Source organism: Spirochaeta dissipatitropha (assembly GCF_054657935.1).
On the sequence record NZ_BAAHXT010000004.1, the window covers coordinates 311,337 to 329,916 of the forward strand.

Below are 18,580 nucleotides of genomic sequence, written 5' to 3' on the forward strand. Positions count from 1 at the left end.
TTGCAGACCGGGCTCACAGCGTGTAGAATTCACTGCATGAACCTTATTAGCACAATACAGGGAATTCTCTATCTCTCTGCCGTTCTCATTCTCACCGCACTGCTCGTAGTCTGCTGGCTCATCCACGCCCTGGTTTTCCACCTGCTCAAGCGCCAGGCAGACCGCCGGGAACGCGACACCATGCGCATCTTCCTGCGCCGCAGCGGCCCCCCAAGCCGCCGTCTCCTGCTCAGTGCCGTAATCTGGTTCTCGCTGTCCCTGTTCAACCTCGAGCCTGAAATACTCGAACTCATCCGCCACGTGCTCAGCCTGCTCATGATACTCCTGACCGCAATTCTGGCCGCCGTACTCGTGCATGCCGGCAGCTACCTCATGCTCCGTCGATTCAACACCAACGTCCCCGACAACCTCTCGGCCCGCAAAGTCACCACCCAGGTCAAGGTATTCGAACGCATCATAATCGCCCTGATTATCCTCATTGCCGTATCCACCGCCCTCATGACCTTCGACGGAGTCCAGCAGATCGGCAGCTCCCTGCTCGCATCCGCCGGGATCGCCGGACTCATACTCGGTGTCGCCGCCCAGAAAAGCCTCGGCAACGTCGTCGCCGGAATTATGATCGCCATAACCCAGCCAATCCGCCTCGATGATGCCGTAGTAATAGAAAACGAGTGGGGTTGGATAGAAGAAATAACCCTGACCTACGTTGTAGTCCGAATCTGGGACAAACGCCGCCTCGTCGTGCCCATAAACTACTTCGTGGATCAACCATTCCAGAACTGGACCCGCACCAGCTCCGACATCCTCGGCTCCGTCACCCTGCACGTCGACTACCGCACCCCCGTCGACCTCCTGCGCCGCAAACAAAGCGAAATCCTCGCCGGCACTGAACTCTGGGACGGACAGGTCGACGTAATCCAGGTCGTAGACAGCACCCCCACCACCATGATCCTGCGCTCCCTGATCAGCGCCTCCAACTCACCCCGCACCTGGGACCTGCGCGTACTCATTCGCGAAGAACTCATCTCCTACCTGCAGCAGGAACACCCCGAATACCTCCCGCGGACCCGCGTAGATATGAACCCGCAAAGTCATAATAAAGATATAAACTGATTCGTGACTATCAATAGTAGGCCGTCAACGGGGCGCGCGCCGGAAGCAAAACTTCCGGCTCTCCCGGAATCGACCCGGCAGGTGTGAGGGGGAGGGCTGAAAGAAAGTTGTGTAATGAAAATTTGATACACCAGTGGTTTTGAATTATCCTTCCAGCCAAGGGGAGGAGGTGAATCATTACTGCAAGTAAAACCAGACCAGTCTTACAGGTCTCCGACAACAACGGATTGTATGTAATATCTTTTTCCTACAGTGAAGAACTTGTAGCGGCTGTTCGAAAGCTACCTGGCAGGCAGTATCTGCCTGATACAAGGCAATGGACTGTTCCTCAAGAAAATATAACCCGTAACGGATTATCCGAACATTTTAATTCCATAGCTCATGTACAATTCCCTGAATCCGGAGAAAAAGCCAGGAGTAAATCAAAAGACAAAAAGAAAGATAATAGTCCGCATGTAGAGGAATGTTTGAGGCATCTGCGTCGGAAACGATACAGTCCGAACACCATAAAAAGTTATTTGTTTCATATCCGGCAATTTCTAATATTTACAGAAACCGAAGGGACTCCGACAACCGATCAGATTCTTGCTTACTTTGACTCTATTGCAGCAAATGAACGATTCAGCAGCGCGTATCAGCAACTGGCAGTCAATGCCGTCAAGTTCTACGTACAAACAGTATGTAAAAGCAGCATGCCGGATGTCTCACTGAGACCTCGACGAGAAAAAAGATTGCCCAGCATACTCTCTGAACAGGAAGTTGCCGGAATATTGCGAAACATTGCTAACACGAAACACAAAACGGTAATCAGTCTGATCTATTCCGGTGGATTACGGGTCAGCGAAGCGGTTAATCTGAAAATATCCGAACTGGATACAGATCGGAATATGATTCGCATTAGTCAATCAAAAGGAAAGAAGGACAGAATGGTATCGCTATCTCCACGGTTCCTTCTGTTGCTGCAACAATACCTGAGTGAATATCAACCAAAAACATGGCTGTTTGAAGGTCAGAAGGGAGGGAAGTATACCGTTCGCAGCATTCAAGCGGTATTCCATGCTGCCTGCAAGCGGGCAGGAATCCAGAAAAAAGCAACAGTCCACACCCTGCGTCACAGTTATGCAACCCATTTACTGGAAAAAGGAACAGACCTACGGATTATCCAGGAACTGCTTGGTCACAGCAGCAGCAAAACAACCGAAATCTACACCCATGTCTCCTCAGCAACCATAAGCAATATTCGCAGCCCCTTTGATGAGCTGGAAATGTGAAGGGGCACTGTGATATATGCGTTTAATGAAAGGAAATTGCTGAAACTTATAATACGTTTGATTTTTTCGATCGGATAATTTGTAATCTTACAGGGAACACATTATGCTAAGCCAATGTAAAGAGCAGCGCCAAAGACCCATGTACACATTCGTTTTTCAGCTGACTGCAAAACATTACACGCAATATGAAAGTGTACAAGGTAATTATACACGTAATTCTGCGGGTATGGCGGAGTTATCGGCAATACCGCGCCAAGACAGAAAGAAGAAGATAGAATGGAATAGCGGAAGATCTTAAAATCCCCGCGCCCCAAGAAGCCCGGCGTCCATGCCGGGCTAAGAAAAAGAGGTTGAAATGAAGATAGCATATTTTGAAATTCAAAACTTTAGAAAACTTAAATCCTGTCGTATTGAACTAGGATCAAAAGAAACTGTTTTTGTTGGAGCAAATAACAGTGGAAAAACCTCTGCAATAGATGCACTAATTCTTTTTTTGAAAAAAGAAAGAAGAACAGATATATCTACAACAGATTTTACTCTGTCCCATTGGAAAAATATAAACAAAATCGGTCAAAATTGGATTCAAGCTAAAGAGGAGGAAGAATTAAATTTTGAAGTAAATCAATGGTATCCTTATCTACCAACTGTGGATGTTTGGATAAATGTTAAGCCAACAGAAATTCATTATGTAAGTCATCTTATTCCTACCCTTTCATGGGAAGCCGGAGAATTAGGTGTACGTTTAATATTAGAGCCTAAAAATATTGAAAATCTATATAAAGATTTTATCCAATCATATAGTGCAGCCACGGAAACAAAAGAGAGTACAAAAAAGAATCTAAGACTTTGGCCAAATTCATTATCTAATTTTATTGAAAAAAAACTAAGTCAGTATTTTGCGATAAATGCATATTTGCTTGATCCAAAATTATGTATAAATCCTGAAGATGGTGTAGCTAAACCTCAGATTTTATCAGATACAGCCATGTCTATAGGTGGAGATCCGTTTTTTGATTTGTTTAAAATAGATATTATTAATGCACAACGAGGTTTTACTGATGCTAATACTACTGAATATTCTGGTGGTGTTGTATCAACACTATCATCTCAATTAAGGGCATATTATGATAAACACCTTAATCCGACAGAATTACCAACGCCTGAGGATCTTGAAGCATTAACAGCATTAGAGAGTGCTCGAGAAGTCTTTGATGATAAATTGAAGAGCAGTTTTTCCGTAGCGATAACTGAACTTGAAGGTTTAGGCTACCCTGGTTTTAGTGATCCACACATTACTTTGTCTAGTGAATTAAAAATGCTTGATGGACTAAATCATGAATCAGCAGTACAATTCAATGTTTTAGAAAAAAATGGTGGACTAGAGCCAATTTCTTTGCCAGAAAAATTTAATGGTTTGGGCTATCAGAATTTAATTTCTATGGTTTTTAAACTCATAAGATTCCGTGATGATTGGATGAAAATTGGTAAAGCTTCTAAAAAATCAGAAATAGAAGAAAAAATCACCGAACCACTTCATATTGTTTTAATTGAAGAACCGGAAGCACATCTTCATGCACAAGTGCAGCAAGTTTTTATAAGAAAAGCTTATAAAGTCTTACGTAATCATGATAATCTAAGAAATTCTGATAAGCTTTCCACACAGCTAATAGTTAGCACACACTCTAGCCATATTGCCCACGAAACTGATTTTTCTTGTTTGCGATATTTTAGAAGAAAGTCTGCAACTGAGAAATTTGATGTCCCTAGTAGTACAGTTGTTAATTTATCAAAAACTTTTGGTGAAGAAACTACAACCTCTAAATTTGCTAAGAGATATTTGAAAACAACTCATTGTGATCTATTTTTTGCTGACGCTGTTATTTTAGTAGAGGGCCCTGCAGAACGGATGCTGATACCTCACTTCATAAGCAAACATGAATTTCTGAATTCTCGTTATATAACTATATTAGAAATTGGCGGTAGTCATGCGCATAGACTAAAACCTCTCATTGAAGATTTGGGATTAATTACTTTGATTATAACCGATATTGATTCTATAAATGAAAGTACAACAAGTAAAATACAACCAAAACGAGATGTTACTTACCGATCAGGAAATACTACGCTAAAAGATTGGATTCCTAAAGAAAATAATATAGTTAAGCTATATGAGCTTTCTGAAGCAAAAAAAATATCAGATAATCAATTGTTACGAATAGCCTATCAATGTCCTATAAATATAGATTACAAAGACAAAAAGGATGAAGAGGTTTTTCCATACACTTTTGAAGATGCTTTGGTATTTAGTAATTTAACACTATTTGAAAACTTGGAAAGCTCAACTGGATTAATGAAAAAAATGCATTTGGCATTAACCGAAGATGATGCAATAAAAGCTTCTACAAAAATGTTTGATGCTTTGGAAAAAGGCAAAAAGGCTGAAATGGCACTGGAATTATTATATCTTGAAAAAGACTCAATAAATTCACCCAAATATATTGAAGAGGGTATTATTTGGTTGGAGAATATACTGCGAAACAAAGATTACGACTATATACTGAATAGTGAAGCAGAGGAGAAGTCTAAATGATTATCCCGTTGGATGCTTTAAATAAAGAAGAGAAAATTATCTATTCATGTCTGGATCTTGAAAATCCTAAAAGCTTCTTTCTGTTTGCTGGTGCAGGTTCCGGAAAAACAAGATCTTTAGTACAAGTTTTGAAAAAGTTTAAAAGTGAAAACAGAAATTTATTACAGATTAATGGCCAAAAAGTTGCGATTATAACATACACAAATGCTGCTAGTGAAGAAATCAAAAGACGTTTAGAATATGATCCGGCTTTTGTTGTCTCGACTATCCATAGTTTTTCATGGGAATTAATTAAGCCGTATCAAATAGATATAAGGGAATGGTTAAGGACCAATCTTAAAAATGAGATTAGTGAGATTGAAGAGCAAGAATCAAAGGGGCGTTCTGGGACAAAAGCCTCAATTGATAGAATAGCCAAAATAAAATCTAAACAGAATAGATTAGACCGATTAGATTTAATTAGAAAATTCACATATAATCCAAATGGTTCTAACAATTCGCATGATTCACTAAACCATTCTGAAATTTTAAAAATTACTTCTGAATTCCTAATTAATAAGAACCTAATGCAGATGATACTTGTTAGGAAATATCCGATATTGTTAATTGATGAAAGTCAAGACACAAAAAAGGAGTTAATTGAATCTTTTTTTGAAGTTCAATTAAAACAAGGTTCAAGTTTTACCTTAGGTTTGTTTGGCGATACAATGCAACGCATCTACACTGACGGGAAAATAGATCTTGATGTAAATATACCAAAAGATTGGGAAACCCCAGCGAAAATAATAAATTATAGATGCCCTCCAAGAATAGTAACCTTAATTAATAAAATCCGTGCTGATGTAGATACTCAAATGCAGGAACCCTATAAAAAATATGATGGTTATGTTCGTATGTTTATTGTTGATACAAACAAATATATTATTAAAAAAGATATCGAGGATACAGTTGGAACAAAAATGAGCACAATTACAGGCGATGAAAATTGGAGTAACATTCGAGAACATGTAAAAAGCTTGACATTGGAACATCATATGGCTGCAAAAAGGGGTGGTTTTTTTGAATTCTTTGAACCTTTATACAATGCCAGTAGTGATTCAACAGGTCTTCTTGATGGAACAATGCCAGGTATTCCTTTCCTAAAGAATCAAGTATTGCCTTTATACTATATGATGCGTGAGAAGAATGAATTCGAAGTTGCGAATATCATAAAGGAATTCTCCCCTTTAATGGATAAGGAGCGATTAAGAAGCTCAAAAAACCAAGTTGAAAACATTAGAGAAGCAGATGAAGCGGTAAAAAAATTTATCAAATTATGGGGAGCCAATTTTGATAAAGATCCAACTCTTTTTGATGTAATTAAAAATATTTCTGAAAATGATTTATTCAAGATCCCGGATATATTATCTATTATAATTAGCAGGAAAGATATTGAAGTTGAAGATGAAGACGACATAACCAATAAAACGATAGAGGCTTGGGAACAAGTATTGAAAACGCCATTCCATCAGCTGGAGCGATACTCTGAATATATTAGTGATAAATCTTCTTTTGGCACACATCAAGGGGTAAAAGGATTGGAATTCCCCAGAGTAATGATTGTGCTTGATGATGAAGAAGCTCGTGGATTTTTGTTTAGTTATGAAAAACTACTGGGAGCAAAAGAATTGTCAGCAGCTGATACCAAAAATATTGCTGATGGCAAAGAGACTACTCTTGATAGGACACGCAGGCTTTTTTATGTCGGTTGTAGCCGGGCAGAAGAAAGTTTAGCAATTGTTGCTTATACGAAGGATCCAAGAGCAGTTAATAATTTTGCTATCTCTAACAACTGGTTTAATGAAAAAGAGATTATTCTGTTAAATTGACTAAGAGAAATTTCTGTAAAATCACTTACCAGGGAATATATGACGGAAACTAAAGAATAAGGAAGAGAAATTATGAACGGAACAAGCCTAACCCCCGAACAAGAAAAAATTAACGCCTTACGCAAGATACTACCCGAAGCATTCAGCGAAGGAAAAGTAGACTGGGAAAAACTCAAAGCCACTCTTGGTGAAAATATAAATTTCTCTAATGAACGCTATATATTAAACTGGGCAGGAAAAAGTGACGCTTTCAAAGTACTGCAAACCCCTACAACTAAAACATTAATACCAGCAAAAGAAGAAAGTATAAATTTTAATGAAACACAAAATATCTTCATTGAAGGCGAAAACCTTGAAGTGCTGAAAGTACTGCAAAAAAGCTACTTCGGCAAGGTGAAAATGATTTATATTGACCCGCCTTACAACACCGGGAATGATTCCTTTATTTATCCCGACAAGTTCTCTGAAAGCAAAGCTGACTATGAAAAACGAGTCGGGGACAAAGACGAAGAAGGTTATTTAACCAAAGATGGAATGTTCCGCAAAAACAGTAAGGAAAACGGACAATATCACAGTAATTGGCTCAACATGATGATGCCAAGATTGTATTTAGCTAAAAACCTGCTACGCCAAGATGGTGTAATATTTATTTCTATTGATGATAACGAAGTGCACAATCTGCGTCTTTTGATGAATGAGATTTTTGGAGAGGAGAATTTCATTGCATCATTCTTATGGGAGAAAAGAACAAATCGTGAAAATAGGAAAGTCGTTTCAGTTAGACATGATTACTTACTTTGCTACTCAAAATTTCAGGTTGAAGGAGTTCGACCAATTAATCAAACTCCGATGACGGATAAAGCATTATCCAATTATAAAAATCCAGATAATGACTATAGAGGTTTATGGAAATCTGATCCTGCAACAGCTCAGGCAGGTCATGGTACATCATCTCAATTTTATGATCTCACAGCTCCAAATGGGAAAGTACATAAACTAGAAAGTGGTAGATGTTGGTTATATACTCAAGAAGTAATGAATGAGGCTATTAAAGATAATCGTATTTGGTTTGGTAAAGATGGGAATGGCGTTCCGAGAGTTAAAACTTACTTAGATGCTAAAGAACGGGGCTTGACGCCAGAAACGATTTTATTTGCTGCCGATGTTGGAACAACTGAAACTGCAAAGAATAAGATTAAAGAATTATTTGATGGAATAGCCGTTTTTGAAACACCAAAATCAGTTGCCCTGGTTAAAAGACTTATGCAAATGGGTGCGAATGATGAAATTATACTGGACTTCTTTTCTGGATCAGGATCTACAGCAGAAGCAGTAATGGAGTTAAATACGGAAGATGGGGGTAATCGAGAATATATTTGTGTTCAGCTCGCCGAATTATGCGAAGAAAAAAGTGAGGCCTACAAAGCAGGATATAAAACAATAGCAGAAATTTCAAAAGAACGAATTCGCAGAGCAGGCAAGAAACTACAAGAAGAAATAAAGACTGAAATTAAAAATATAGAAGCTAAAATCAAAAAATTGCAGGGCGAACTACCTACAGAAGAAACCAAAACAGAAATCGAAAATCTTCAAACCCGAATAGAACAATTAAAGATACAAGATTTAGGATTTAAAGTTTTAAAATTAGAAAATAGCAACTTCAAACAATGGCAGCAAATTACAGGTAAAGATGCAAAAGCATTAGCCGAACAAATGAAATTGTTTATAGACCCAGTTTCAGAAACAGCCACCATCGAAAATATGGCGTATGAACTCCTACTAAAAAGCGGAAAAGACCTGAATAGTAAAATCGAAAAGAAAGATGGGTTCTTTAGTATTAACGAAAATGAAATGGTCCTGATGCTTGAAAAAGCCAATCAAAAAATCATCGAATTAGTAATTGCTTCAAAACCTAATAAAGTCATTGCTCTGGACAAATTGTTCAAAAGCAACGACCAGCTAAAAACCAATACGGTGCTGCAAATGAAAGACGCAGGCATTGAATTTAAAACGATATAGGAAATTGTATGAAATTAACGTTTGAATCCAATCTGCTTTACCAACACGAAGCCATAAAATCTGTTACTGATTTATTTGAAGGTCAACCTTTGGGAGACTCCATTATGGAATTCAATCTTAAAGAAGAAGGCTCTTTAAATCTAATCAATGGCGTAGGTAATAATCTGATTCTATCGGAAGAGCAAATCCTTGAAAATCTGCAAACCATACAGGCAAGTAATGATGTTCCTATTTCGGACAAGCTTGATGGTATGCATTTTTCCGTTGAAATGGAAACCGGAACTGGTAAAACCTATGTGTATCTTCGAACCATTTATGAACTAAACAAGCAGTATGATTTCAAAAAATTTGTGATTGTCGTTCCTTCGATCGCCATTCGGGAAGGTGTGTTAAAAAACCTTGAAATAACACATGAGCATTTTCAAACATTATACGATAATATCCCTGTAAACTTTCAGGTCTATGACAGTACCAAGGTTTCAACATTACGGGGGTTTGCAACGACCAGTAATATTGAAGTTTTGGTCATCAACATTGATTCCTTCGCCAAGGATGAAAACATTATCAATAAATCCAACGATAAACTAAACGGACAGAAACCTGTTGAGTTTATTCAGGCAACCCACCCGATCGTGATTGTTGATGAGCCGCAAAATATGGAGACCGAGAAAAGAAAAGCAGCCATCGAAAACCTGAAAGCTCTTTGTACCCTTCGTTATTCGGCAACGCATAAAAACCAATATAACCTAACCTACAGCCTTAATCCGGTAAAAGCTTATGATCTGGGGCTGGTAAAACAGATTGAAGTTGATTCGATTATTGAAGAAGATGCCTACAATGATGCTTTTGTTTCGGTTGAATCCATTACAGCGACAAAAACCAAAGTAACTGCCAAAGTTTCAATAAACAGCAATGAAAATGGTGGCGTTCGAAAGAAATCTCTCACTGTCAAAGTAGGTGATGATCTATATAAACTTTCCAATGAAAGAGAAATTTATGCTGATGGATATATAATCGAAGAGATTGATGCTGTAAACCAGTGTATTTCATTATCAAATGGAAACCTGCTTTATAAGGGCGACAGTCAGGGCGGTTTAACTGATGAAGTCATGAAATTCCAGATCAAAAAGACCGTAGAAGAACACTTGAAGAAAGAAAAACGGTTGAACAAACTTGGCATAAAAGTTCTGTCCCTGTTCTTCATAGATAAAGTTGCCAATTACCGTTCCTATGATTCTGCCGGAAACCCGGTCAATGGCAAATATGCCGAATGGTTTGAAGAAATATACAATGACTATATTACAAAACCGGCTTTTGGTGAACTGGATAAATTTACGGCTGTCGAAACCCACAATGGCTATTTTTCACAAGATAAAAAGGGTGTTTTTAAAGACACGTCAGGTGAAACTATTGCCGATGATGATACGTACAGTCTGATAATGAAAGATAAAGAGAAACTGTTAGGACTGGATAATTCACTGCGCTTCATTTTTTCTCATTCTGCCTTGCGTGAAGGTTGGGACAATCCCAATGTTTTTCAAATATGTACTTTGAATGAGACCAAGTCCGAAATAAAAAAACGTCAGGAAATTGGCAGAGGTTTACGCTTAGCCGTTGACCAGACCGGTTCACGGATTTATGACCAGAATATCAATCGTTTGACCGTCATAGCCAATGAATCGTATGACGATTTTGCCAAAGCTCTACAACAAGAGATCGAAGATGATTGTGGTGTTGAGTTTAAAGGACGCATTAAAAACAAGAGAGAAAGAACTGCAATAAAATACCGGAAAGGATTTGAAGCTGACCCAAAATTCCTTGAGATATGGGAACAACTTAAAAAGAAAACAACTTACAGGGTTGACTATAAGACAGATGAGTTAATCACTTTAGCAGCAAAAGCCGTAAGAGATTTACCCGAAATAAAAGCCCCTTCCATTCGTTCTACCAAAGTACAAATAGATATGACCGATGAAGGCGTGGGAACAATGTATGCTGGAAGCAAAGTGGAAACTTATGGCGGTTATTCCTGGAAAATACCCGATGTGCTGGGTTATATCCAAAGCGAAACAGAATTGACCCGCTCCACTATCGAAGGAATCTTAAGTAAATCTGATCGGATAAAAGATATTTTAATCAACCCACAACTGTTTTTAGACCTCTCGACCCTAGTTATCAAACGAACATTATATGATTTGATGATTGACGGTATCAAATACCAGAAAATCGGCGGTTCTGAATACGAAATGGCTTTGTTTGAAGCACAAGAACTGGAAGTATATCTCAATGATTTTTCATTCAAAGTGACAGATACAAAAAAAACAATTTACGAAGAGTTTGTTCCTTTGGATTCAGGAGTGGAAAGCAAATTCGCACAGGATTGTGAAAATAGTGACCAGATAAAATTCTACTTCAAACTCCCCAATTGGTTTAAAATCCCGACGCCGATTGGGAATTACAACCCGGATTGGGCACTGGTTTTTGAAGATGACAAGAAGATTTACTTTGTAGCTGAAACAAAGGATACCGGCACACCACAGGTTGATCTGTCAAAACTTCGTGAAGAAGAGAAGATGAAAATAAAATGCGGTGAAGCTCATTTTAATGAGTTTGATGATTTAGAATACAGGGTTGTGAGTAATGTCGGTCAGCTTGTTAAATAGAAGAACCCGGAGCTTATGCCGGGCAAATACGATTTTTTAAGGAATTATTATTGTGAGAAGTAATGGATTGAATTTTGAAATTGTCTTAAATGATTCACTGATGGGTTTAGATCTTAAATCAGAAATTAATCCTAATTCTAATAAATCTATCCTGAGTATTCTAAATGATTATGAGGATGGGGAATGGCGGTCTGAGAAATTTGATAAATTTATTTGGGATAATATTGCTCAAACAGCATTAAGTGCAGATGAAAGAAATAATTTAGTAAATAGTGCTTATAGTGAATTAGTTGAATCTGCAAAAAAGCTCCGGTTGTCAGATGCTGAAAAAGATGAAATTGGAAAAGGAAGCGAGCTTGCAGAAATTTTTCTTTATGGAGTAATGAAGAATTTTTATAAAGCATTACCAGTCGTTCCAAAAATATTCTATAAACAGAATAATCAGGATAATGCAAAAGGAGCCGATAGCGTACATATTGTCATAGAAGATAACAATTTTTCAATCTGGTTCGGCGAAGCAAAATTTTACAATAGTATTGAAGATGCTAGATTAACAACAATAATTGAATCTGTCGGGAACTCTTTAAAGACTGATAAGTTAAGGAAAGAGAATAGTATTATAATTAACGTAAATGATATTGAGAAATTGCAGATTGATTATCTTCTAAGAGAACAAATAAAAAAAGCATTACAAAATACAGAGTCGATAGATCATTTAAAACAGAAATTGCATATTCCAATTCTAATTTTGCATGAATGTAAATTTACAAAAGATTGCAAAGAGTATTCAGACGAATATAAAAACGGAATCATTGATTATCATAAAGAGCGAGCAATTTCATATTTTAAAAAACAGGTATCTAAATTAAAGAACGATGTCTATAAATATGACGAAGTCCAGTTTCACTTAGTCCTATTTCCTGTTCCTGAAAAACTTCCAATTATTAATCGGTTTTTAAGTAAAGCAAGAGTTTTTAGAGAAGGATAAACATTTACATGGAAATCTTTGAAAAATGCCAAATTATAAATGATTTATTTAACTCCAATAACAAACAAGAAGCCAGAAATGAGTTAATCAAGTTATTGGATTTACATAAGAATGAAAATATTGAATATACACCCTTAGTAAATCATCTAATAAGAGATACCGGACTTTATCCTTATATTGATATTGATACAGCATCTTGGCAAGAAAAATATATACATGAAGCCTATAAAGTAAATGTTGGCAAACAAATGGCTACATTACACAGAGAACAGTCTTCCTTATTAAAAGATCTTATTGAAGAAAAAAATATCGCTGTCAGTGCTCCGACAAGCTTCGGCAAAAGTTTTGTTATCGATGCATATATTCAGCTAAAAAAGCCTAACAATGTTGTACTGATAGTTCCAACTATCGCATTGACCGATGAAACAAGACGTAGACTGTATAAAAAGTTTTCAGATGAGTACAAAATCATAACTACAACAGATGTAGAACTTTCAGAAAAAAATATACTTATATTCCCACAGGAGCGAGCAATTCATTATATTAATAGATTTAAGACAATAGATTTACTAATAATAGATGAATTTTATAAAGCTAGTTCCATCTTTGATTCTATAGACCGATCGTCAATTTTAATGAAAGCGATTATTCATTTAGGGAAGAAAGCAAAACAACGGTATTATTTAGCACCTAACATATCTAAAATATCAGATAACGCTTTTACAAAAGATATGATATTTAAGGAATTATTAAATTGCAACACTGTGTTTCTGGAAAAGCATGACTTGTTTCCAGATATTGGGCGAGATTTAACCAAAAAAAGTAATGCTCTAATTAAAATTCTTAAAGAAAACAATGGTACAAAAAGCTTGATCTATGCTGGGACTTATACGCAAATAGATAATGTATGTAATTTAATTCAAGAGAACTTTGACCAGCAGCCAACACCATTATTAGGAATGTTTCAAAACTGGCTATCAATTAATTATGATCCCAACTGGTTGCTTACGAATGTTGTTGGCAAGAGTACAGGTATCCATAATGGCCAAATGCACCGTTCATTAAGTCAAATACAAATAAAATTATTCGAAGAAAAAGATGGCTTAAATAATATCGTTTCTACTTCATCCATAATTGAAGGTGTAAATACTTCTGCAGAAAATGTAATTATCTGGCGAAATAAGAACGGTCAATATAATCTAAATGATTTTACGTACAAAAATATTATTGGACGTGGCGGAAGAATGTTTAAGCATTTTATTGGTAAAGTATATATTTTAGAAAAACCACCAGTGGATGAGAAAACAAATCTCGAACTACCTTTTCCCGATGATTTGGTCAATGATATAAATGAAGGTGAATATAATGATTATATAAACGATGAACAGGCCACTAAGGCTAAAACATTTCACCAAGAGATGGCGGAAATATTAGGAATAGACAAATACAATAGTTTGAAAAAAGCTAATGTATTGCAAAATATAAATTCAGAATTATTACTAAAAATAGCATCTTCTCTAAAATATAATTCATCAGACTGGAATGGATTAGCATATCTTAACTCGGGGGATGTTAATTCGTGGGATAGGTTATTGTATCAATTTATTGGATTAAATCCAGGCGGATGGGATATTCAATACAAAAGATTTGTCAGCTTTGTGAAAACTTTAAGTACTAATTGGGAAAGAAGTGTTCCTGAAATGCTTTATGAATTAGATGAAATTGGTGTTGGGATAAATGATTTTTTTAAATTGGAGCGAAACGTTACCTTTAAGCTTTCTTCTCTTGTTAACGACTTAAACGAACTTCAAAAAATTATATTAAATAATGGCGTTGATATCTCTCCATTTTTATTCAAAACAACACACGCATTCATGCCACCATTAGTTTACCAGCTAGAAGAATACGGCTTACCAAGAATGCTTTCAAAAAAAATGGAGAAGAATAGTATTTATAACTTCAAGAATCCTGAAAATACAATTCATAAATTTATAAAAGACATGCACAATATCGGAAAAAATCAGCTTCTATCATATTCATTTTGGAATGATTTTGAGAAATATATAATCAACTACTTCTTTGATGGAATTACAATATCAGAGGATAGTAGTTTATGACGATAAAACCGCCTACGCACGTCCTGTGCTTCGGCGGTGGGGCGCGGGGATTTTAAGAAACTGGAACCAAAAGGGCGCGGTACAGCCGATAACAGCGTGTAGCCGGTTCGGGCGGAGTACCGCCCTCTCCCAAATTGCCTACGCTACGCTTCGGCAACTTCGGCTACTCGCGGAACGTTAGGTGTAATACTCGATTCCATTTATATAAAACCTCGCCATCCATGGCTCGGAGAAGAAAAAAATGAGCAAAAAATACCAAGTTTTTATATCATCAACTTATAAGGATCTTATAGAAGAAAGAAATGCAGCTGTAGAAGCAATTTTGAAAGCTGGCCATATACCTGCGGGTATGGAACTTTTCAAAGCAGGAAAATCACAACTTGAAACAATTAAAGAATGGATTGATGATTCTGATATATACCTACTTATTTTAGGGAAAAGGTATGGTAGTATTGATCCTGAAACTGGGAAAAGTTATACACAGCTAGAATATGAATACGCTTTAGGTAAAGAAAACTTTCCAATTTTTTCAATTGTCTTAAAAGATGAATATATAGAATCAAAACTTGAAACCGGGATAAATAGAGATGAGCTATTTGAATCTGAAAATAACGAGTTGCTTGGAGAGTTTTTGGAATTAGTTAAGACTCAAATTGTAAGCTTTGCTGGTTCATTACCAGAAGTCAAATTGGCTATTCATGAGAATATACCAGAAATTGAAAGAAATAATGATCTTGATGGTTGGATAAGAGCTTCAGTAGGAAACAATGACAAAGTAATAAAAGAAATCCATCAACTAGCTAAAATAGCAGGATCTTCTACTGAGGGAAACAGTGAAATTGAATTTGATCTCGAAGAAGAAATCGAGAAATCAATAGATATATACGGGAAAAGACGAGTTCAAAGTGGAAGTGGATACGGTATTCACTATAGTAATTATAATGAAAACGCAGCTATTTCATATAAGGTAATATTCTGTGGTATTGCACCTCGTCTTTTAGAACACCCTAATGATTATACAGTAAAAAAAATTATATCATCATTGGTAGTTGATAAAACCGACATCAAAGATAGTGGATCATTTACCATAAAGGATGAATCATTTCAAAAGGTAAAAATTCATTTGACGAAAATAGGTTTGGTTAGTACAAGATATTCTAAGACGACAAGGGGTGGCATGTCATTATTCTGGTCTTTAACAAAAAAGGGTAAGGAAAAGATGGTTGAATGGGTAGAAACATAAATCAAACAGTATTACTAAGTACATCCTTGTACTTAGTAAAATTACAGAACACTATCGAGTACTACACCTAACAGCGAATATATGTTCCGCTTCGCTCCATGCTTCGCCAAATCTACCACTTCGGGGTAGGCTTCATATATTCGCAAAACGTTATGTGCCATTTGGTTTGAATTGGTTATAAAATCTATCAATATATATATGGACAGGTGAAAAAATTGTGTATAATTGTTTTATGGATATTAAAGATGCATATACCGATTTAAAAAAGCCACCGTTCCGGAATCCGGTGAGCCGCCTATCTGAAATTTTTGAGCCATGGCTCCGGAATATTGGAGCCATGCTCATACAGTTCTAATTTAACCTATTGCCGAATACCATACAATTCTCGCATAGAAAACTCAGCATCTGCTGACTTGATGTACAGAGAGTAAGAATCGTGGACAATACGATCCAGAATAGCATCGGCAATTGTAGGTTCACCAATTTTCCCATGCCACCCTGCCGGTTCAAACTGAGAACAAAAGATCGTAGATGCTCGTTTATGACGTGCGTTTACAATTTCCAGTAGGTCTCGAGCTTCATGTTCCTGTAATGAAACAAGCATCCATTCATCCAGAATCAAGAGACTGACTTTTTTGTATTGAGCGAGAGTTTTCTGGAAAATACCCTGTCCTCTGGCAACAGCAAGTTCAGTGAGCAATTCTGGGAGTCGAATATACTTAACCGTGAATGATTGTTGACAGGCAGCAATTCCAAGTGCACAGGCCAAGTAGGTTTTTCCCATTCCCGATACGGATAGAATGATGACATTGAGTTGCTCATGAATATATTCACATCCTGCTAACTGGGATATAAGATCTTTATCGAGTTTCCGCCTGGGAGTGTAATTAATATCCGCGATATGTGCCGTTGGCTGCTCAAAGGTGGCATTGTGTATCAGAAGGCTTAATCGTTTGTTTTTTCGTATCCGGAATTCCTGATCGACCATCAATCCAAATCGCTCTCCAAAACTCATGGATTCATACGAGGTATCACACACCTGTGCTCGAAATGCATCAGCCATCGTTGAAAGTCTCATCTCGATTAGTTTGTTAATTGTAGCTTCATGAGTCATTGATTCTCCCTCCTGTAATATGAAGCACTACGAGATAGGCCGAATTCACTGGGTTTCGATTCTGCATGCTGGTGATTCTGAATTTTGTCCTGACCAGTGGATAAGATTGTTTTCACACTTTTGTACCCAGGTCTTGGAGTATATGTCAGAGCTTTTAAGCACGCTGCTTCTAATCGTGCCACCGAGTATTTATCCGCCAGTTTCAGCAATCCAAAGCAGCTCTTGTAACCCTGCTGTTCAATTTTGTGAGTTTGCAGAATCGCCTTAACCGTTGCACTAGTATGTGGTCCGATTTTTTCTGCCCAGGAAATGAATCTGTCAGCATTCCAGCTTAATTACTTTTGATGATTCGGCGGCATATGTGATTCAACTGTACTGAAATGGCCTATATGGCCGGTTATCCGTGGATGCGAGCAAATCCTTATGTGATTGTAAAATACCTCGATGATATTTCGGGTTATGCGAACATCAACCTTGTGTTTGATATACTCATAGGGTACCGAATACTGATTTTTCTCGACACTTATGTGATAATTGAATTGAACCGTGGCTTGCTTCCAGGTAGCCAGTTCGAATGGTGCAGCAGGTATTGGCATAAGCAAAGACTTTTCCTGCCCAAGAAAAGTCGATCGCCTGCTGCCCATTTTCTTCTGGAATGGTCTATCATTCAGTTCCTCAAGCTTTTCCCGAATCGCCCTGTTCAACTCCGTAAAGGAGAAGAATGGCCTGTTTCGTAACGCAGCAAGAATCTGCTGGGAGACCAAACTAACAGTACCTTCAACATTAGGCTTATCCTTTGGCTTTCTGATTCTGGCAGGAACTATGGCGGTGTTATAGAATTCCGCCATCTCCTGATATGCACGGTTTATTGTTGGAGAATAGCGATCAGTTTTACTCACCCCTGTCCGCAAATTATCAGGGATTATTATTCGCGTGACACCTGAGAAATACGTAAACATATGCACATGTGCCGTGATCCAGCTTTCAGTGTCCCTATTAGGAAATGCCTCAACAAAAGCATACTGGCTGAAAGATAGCACACCAACGAAAAGCCAGGCAGGAAGTGGTTTTTTAGAATCACGGTGATAAATGGATGCTGTTTTACCTGCCCAATCAACCTCAATTTGCTCTCCCGGTTTTCTCGGTATATGCATTGAAGCACGTTTGTGTTGTGCATAATCCTGGTACTGTTTGCAGAATTGAGAATACATGAAGGGCATCGTCTGCTGTAGACGACATTCTTCACAGTATTCAGTCCATAGGAGTTTGAGTGTTACTCCATGCTTCGCCATTTCCTTGTGGATATACTCCAGATCCGGAGGCTTTCTTAAGGAACTCGTAGAAGCGGCGTCTTTTGGAAAAAGAAGCTTTCGTATTTCACCGTCTGTTGGATCATCCTTCAAAGGCCATGAAATGGCCATTTCGGACGCCTTCAGTAGCACTTTGGCGACAGTGTTCCGGGAACACCCACAACTAAGGGCAATTTGCCTCTGACTAATCTTAAGACTATTCAATCTTAAGATCTCACGATACTTGGTCATATTCTGACCTCCTGAATTGAGATTTCACTGGTTAACAGTGATACTCTCATTGT

At 37.5% G+C, this 18,580-nt stretch carries 12 protein-coding genes; 10 read left to right on the plus strand and 2 right to left on the minus strand.

The annotated features are described in order from the left end of the window. Positions 1-36: 36 nt before the first annotated feature. The 10 genes from ACYQ2L_RS06890 (at position 37) to ACYQ2L_RS06935 (ending at position 16,227) form a co-directional block, all read left to right on the plus strand. Positions 37-1,113: a mechanosensitive ion channel family protein gene (locus ACYQ2L_RS06890; protein ID WP_460053180.1), complete on the plus strand. Its 1,077-nt coding sequence runs from the start codon at positions 37-39 to the stop codon at positions 1,111-1,113. A 227-nt stretch (positions 1,114-1,340) separates the two neighbouring features. After that, positions 1,341-2,384 (plus strand): site-specific tyrosine recombinase/integron integrase, encoded by a 1,044-nt coding sequence (gene xerA / locus ACYQ2L_RS06895; protein ID WP_460053183.1) that lies wholly within the window; start codon positions 1,341-1,343, stop codon positions 2,382-2,384. 355 nt (positions 2,385-2,739) lie between these two features. After that, positions 2,740-4,974, plus strand: a complete 2,235-nt coding sequence (locus tag ACYQ2L_RS06900; RefSeq protein ID WP_460053186.1) for an ATP-dependent nuclease — start codon at positions 2,740-2,742, stop codon at positions 4,972-4,974. After that, complete coding sequence (locus tag ACYQ2L_RS06905; RefSeq protein ID WP_460053188.1) at positions 4,971-6,842, plus strand: UvrD-helicase domain-containing protein; 1,872 nt, start codon at positions 4,971-4,973, stop codon at positions 6,840-6,842. The genes ACYQ2L_RS06900 and ACYQ2L_RS06905 overlap by 4 nt, the downstream gene beginning before the upstream one ends. Before the next feature lie 72 nt (positions 6,843-6,914). Next, a complete protein-coding gene (locus ACYQ2L_RS06910; RefSeq protein WP_460053190.1) occupies positions 6,915-8,861 on the plus strand; it encodes a site-specific DNA-methyltransferase in 1,947 nt (648 codons plus the stop codon). A gap of 8 nt (positions 8,862-8,869) precedes the next feature. Continuing rightward, positions 8,870-11,524, plus strand: a complete 2,655-nt coding sequence (locus ACYQ2L_RS06915; protein WP_460053194.1) for a restriction endonuclease — start codon at positions 8,870-8,872, stop codon at positions 11,522-11,524. 52 nt (positions 11,525-11,576) lie between these two features. Then, complete coding sequence (locus ACYQ2L_RS06920; protein WP_460053196.1) at positions 11,577-12,512, plus strand: HamA C-terminal domain-containing protein; 936 nt, start codon at positions 11,577-11,579, stop codon at positions 12,510-12,512. 8 nt (positions 12,513-12,520) lie between these two features. Then, positions 12,521-14,629: a DEAD/DEAH box helicase gene (locus tag ACYQ2L_RS06925; RefSeq protein WP_460053199.1), complete on the plus strand. Its 2,109-nt coding sequence runs from the start codon at positions 12,521-12,523 to the stop codon at positions 14,627-14,629. Positions 14,630-14,870: 241 nt separating this feature from the next. Further along, a complete protein-coding gene (locus ACYQ2L_RS06930; protein ID WP_460053202.1) occupies positions 14,871-15,872 on the plus strand; it encodes a DUF4062 domain-containing protein in 1,002 nt (333 codons plus the stop codon). 232 nt (positions 15,873-16,104) lie between these two features. Further along, positions 16,105-16,227, plus strand: a complete 123-nt coding sequence (locus tag ACYQ2L_RS06935; RefSeq protein WP_460053204.1) for a hypothetical protein — start codon at positions 16,105-16,107, stop codon at positions 16,225-16,227. 6 nt (positions 16,228-16,233) lie between these two features. Here ACYQ2L_RS06935 and istB read toward each other — a convergent pair whose 3' ends face one another. Beyond that, the gene (istB, locus tag ACYQ2L_RS06940; protein ID WP_460053207.1) at positions 16,234-16,986 is read right to left on the minus strand and encodes an IS21-like element helper ATPase IstB; all 753 of its coding nucleotides are present in this window, start codon (positions 16,984-16,986) and stop codon (positions 16,234-16,236) included. A gap of 335 nt (positions 16,987-17,321) precedes the next feature. Continuing rightward, the gene (istA, locus tag ACYQ2L_RS06945) at positions 17,322-18,527 is read right to left on the minus strand and encodes an IS21 family transposase (RefSeq protein ID WP_460053209.1); all 1,206 of its coding nucleotides are present in this window, start codon (positions 18,525-18,527) and stop codon (positions 17,322-17,324) included. Between the last annotated feature and the right edge of the window lie 53 nt (positions 18,528-18,580).